We start from the raw sequence: 3,572 nt of genomic DNA, 5'->3' as shown, positions 1-3,572 counted from the left end.
CTAGTGTTTGCTTTGTTTGGGGTGTTGTTTTTTTTTTATATGAGATTGTTGTGTTTGTGGGACACCTCTGTCCCCTTGCACCCGGGGGTGGCCGTGCCCCCGGCCGCCGGGGCGATGTGCCGCGAGCGACCGGAACACCCGTCCCAGGGCGGTCTGTCCGCCGTCATCCGCTACACCGAGTACGGCATCCCGCACATCCTCGCCAAGGACTACACGAACCTCGGCTTCGGCACCGGCTGGGCACAGGCCGCCGACCAGGTGTGCACGCTGGCCGACGGATTCGTCACGGTCCGCGGCGAGCGCTCACGCTTCTTCGGGCCCGGCGCGGCCTCCGACCTGTCGCTCTCCTCGGCGGCCACGAACCTCTCCAGCGACCTGTACTTCCGAGGGGTACGGGACGCGGGCACCGTGCAGAAGCTGCTCGCCGAACCGGCGCCGCAGGGCCCGACCCGCGAGGTGAAGGACCTGATGCGCGGCTTCGCGGCCGGCTACAACGCGTGGCTGGGGCAGAACCGGGTCGACGCCCCGGCCTGCCGGGACGCCGACTGGGTGCGGCCGATCACGGCCGTGGACGTGGCCGCGCGCAGTTTCGCGCTCGCCGTCCTCGGCGGTCAGGGACGCGCCGTGGACGGCATCACGGCCGCACGGCCGCCGGCCGCCACGACACCCGCGGCGGGTGCCCCGGACCCGGCCCGCACCGCACGGGCCACCCGCGCGCTCCTGTCCGCCGACACCGCCGACATGGGGTCGAACGCGGTCGCCTTCAACGGTGCCGGCACGGCGAACGGCCGCGGTCTGCTGCTGGGCAACCCGCACTACCCCTGGCAGGGCGGACGCCGTTTCTGGCAGTCGCAGCAGACCATCCCGGGCAGGCTGAACGTCATGGGCGGCTCGCTGCTCGGCTCCGTCACCATCTCCATCGGCCACAACTCCCGTGTCGCATGGAGCCACACCGTCTCCACCGGCGTCCCCCTCGACCTGGAGCAGCTCACGCTGGATCCGTCCGACCCGACGGTCTACCTCGTCGACGGCAGGCCCGAGCACATGACACGGCGGACGGTCACCGTCCCGGTCAAGGGCGCGGCGCCGGTGACACGCGCCCAGTGGTGGACGCGGTACGGCCCGGTGGTCACCTCGCTCGGCGCCGCGGTGCCGCTGCCCTGGACGTCGACGACGGCTTACGCGCTGAACGACCCCAACGCCTCGAACCTGCGGTTCCCCGACACGGGACTCGGCTTCAGCAAGGCCCGCAGCACGCGGGACGTGCTCGGCGCGATCGAGCGGACCCAGGGCCTGCCGTGGGTGAACACGGTCGCCGCCGACTCCGGCGGTCACACGCTCTTCACCCAGTCACAGGTGCTGCCTCGGATCACCGACGACCTGACACGGCGCTGCTCCACCGCGCTGGGCAGGGCGACTTACCCGTCGTCCGGACTCGCGGTCCTGGACGGCTCGCGGGGTGACTGCGCGCCCGGCAGTGACGCCGACGCCGTTCAGCCGGGCATCTTCGGGCCCTCCAGGATGCCGACGCTCAGGGACACGCCGTACGTGGAGAATTCCAACAACAGCGCCTGGCTGGCCGACGCGGACCGGCCGCTGACCGGATACGAGCGAATTTTCGGGGACATCGGCACGGCCCGTTCGCTGCGCACCCGCGGCGCGCTGGACGACGTCTCGGCGCTGGCGCGGCGGGGCGGTCTGACCGTGGCGGACCTGCAGCGGCATGAGTTCGCGGACCGGGTGACCGCCGGAAACCTGATCGCGGGCGACGCGGCGACGGCGTGCGCGGCGCTCCCGGGCGGCACGGCGACGGGCAGTTCCGGCAAGGCCGTCGACGTGAGCGAGGCGTGCGGCGTGCTCGGGGCCTGGGACCGCACCGCGCCCACCGGCAGCGGGGGCGCGCTGTTATTCGACCGGTTCTGGCGCAACCTGACGGCTGACGTGCCGCCGGCGCGGCTGTGGAAGGTCCCGTTCTCCGCGGCGGACCCGGTGCACACCCCGAACACGCTCGACACGGCGGCGCCGGGCTTCGCCACGGCCCTCGCCGACACGGTCGCCGAGCTGCGGTCCGCAGGCGTCGCCCTCGACTCACCGCTGGGCGACCGCCAGTACGTGGTGCGGAACGGGGAGCACATCCCCGTGCCGGGCGGCACCGAGTCCCTCGGCGTGTGGAACAAGGTGGAGCCGGTGTGGGATCCGGCGCTGGGCGCCTACACCGACGTGTCGTTCGGGTCGAGCTACATCCAGGCCGTCGGCTGGGACGGCGGGCACTGTCCGGTCGCCCGTACGCTGCTGACGTACTCCCAGTCCTCGGACCCGCACTCGCCCCACTACGCCGACCAGACGCGCCTGTACTCGCGGGAGGAATGGGTGACCTCGCGCTTCTGCGAGAACGACATCCTGTCCTCGCCCGCGCTGCGGGTCGTCCGGGTCTCGGAACGCTGACGGCGAGTGTCCCGCCCCGGACGGGGCGGGACACCTCCGCGGGCGAGGCGGGGCCGCGCTGTGCTCACACGGGCCGCGTGCGGCCCTCCCAGTACGGGTCCCTCAGCCGTCGCTTGTACAGCTTGCCGTTGGGGTCGCGGGGCATCTCGGCGGTGAAGTCGATACTCCTGGGCCTCTTGTAGCCGGCGAGCCGCTCCGCGCAGTGGCCGATCAGGGCGGCGGCGAGGTCCGGTCCGGGCTCGTGTCCGGGGGCCGGTTCCACGACCGCCTTGACCTCCTCGCCCCAGTCGTCGTGCGGGATGCCGAAGGCGGCGGCGTCGGCCACGGCGGGGTGGGCGAGGAGGACGGACTCGATCTCGGCGGGGTAGATGTTGACACCGCCGGAGATGATCATGTCGATCTTGCGGTCGCGCAGGAAGAGGTAGCCGTCCTCGTCGAGGTAGCCGAGGTCGCCGACGGTGAAGAAGTCACCGATGCGGTTCTTCCGCGTCTTGGCCTCGTCCTTGTGGTAGGAGAAGCCGCCGGTGTTCATCTTCAGGTAGACGGTGCCGAGTTCACCCGGCGGGAGCGGGCTGCCGTCGTCGTCGAAGATCGCGAGTTCACTGATCGGCCAGGCCTTGCCGACGGTGCCGGGCTTCTTCAGCCAGTCCTCGGCGGGCGCGAAGGCGCCCCCGCCCTCGCTGGCCGCGTAGTACTCCTCGACGCAGTGGCCCCACCAGTCGATCATGGCCCGCTTCACATGGTCGGGGCAGGGCGCGGCACCGTGAATGGCGTGCCGCATCGACGAGACGTCGTACGACCGCCTTGTGTGGTCCGGCAATGCGAGCAGGCGGTGGAACTGTGTCGGCACCATATGTGTGTGCGTGCACTTGTGGGTGTCGATGAGCCGGAGCATCTCCTCCGGTGTCCACTTGTCCATCAGCACCAGCCGGTGACCGATGTGCAGGGACGCGCCGGCGAACTGGAGCACGGCCGTGTGGTACAGCGGTGAGCAGACGAGGTGCACGTTGCCGTCGAACGGCTTGATGCCGAAGATGCCGAGGAAGCCGCCGAGGTAGCTCTCCTCGGGAAGCTTGCCGGGCAGCGGCCGGCGGATGCCGCGCGGGCGGCCGGTGGTGCCGGAGGTG

Annotated in this window: 2 protein-coding genes; one reads left to right on the top strand and one right to left on the bottom strand. The window is 71.2% G+C overall.

Annotation, left to right across the window (positions count from 1 at the left end):
* Positions 1-39 precede the first annotated feature (39 nt).
* Positions 40-2,445 carry a penicillin acylase family protein gene (locus ACFW2E_RS43490; protein ID WP_384476695.1) on the top strand — a complete coding sequence of 802 codons (2,406 nt, stop codon included), beginning with the start codon at positions 40-42 and terminating at the stop codon, positions 2,443-2,445.
* Positions 2,446-2,509: 64 nt separating this feature from the next.
* Here ACFW2E_RS43490 and ACFW2E_RS43485 read toward each other — a convergent pair.
* Positions 2,510-3,572, bottom strand: a 1,063-nt coding sequence (locus ACFW2E_RS43485) for an AMP-binding protein (protein ID WP_384476693.1), incomplete at its 5' end; no start/stop codon positions are given.

It is taken from the genome of Streptomyces sp. NPDC058964, from assembly GCF_042741275.1.
In the GTDB taxonomy this organism is placed as follows: Bacteria; Actinomycetota; Actinomycetes; order Streptomycetales; family Streptomycetaceae; genus Streptomyces.
Note: the sequence above shows the minus strand (reverse complement) of the source record. Positions and strands in the feature narration are given on the sequence as shown.

Bases quoted from the DNA above. Each gene is read 5' to 3' on its own strand.
- ACFW2E_RS43490 (WP_384476695.1), top strand. From the start codon at position 40: ATGAGATTGTTGTGTTTGTGGGACACCTCTGTCCCCTTGCACCCGGGG.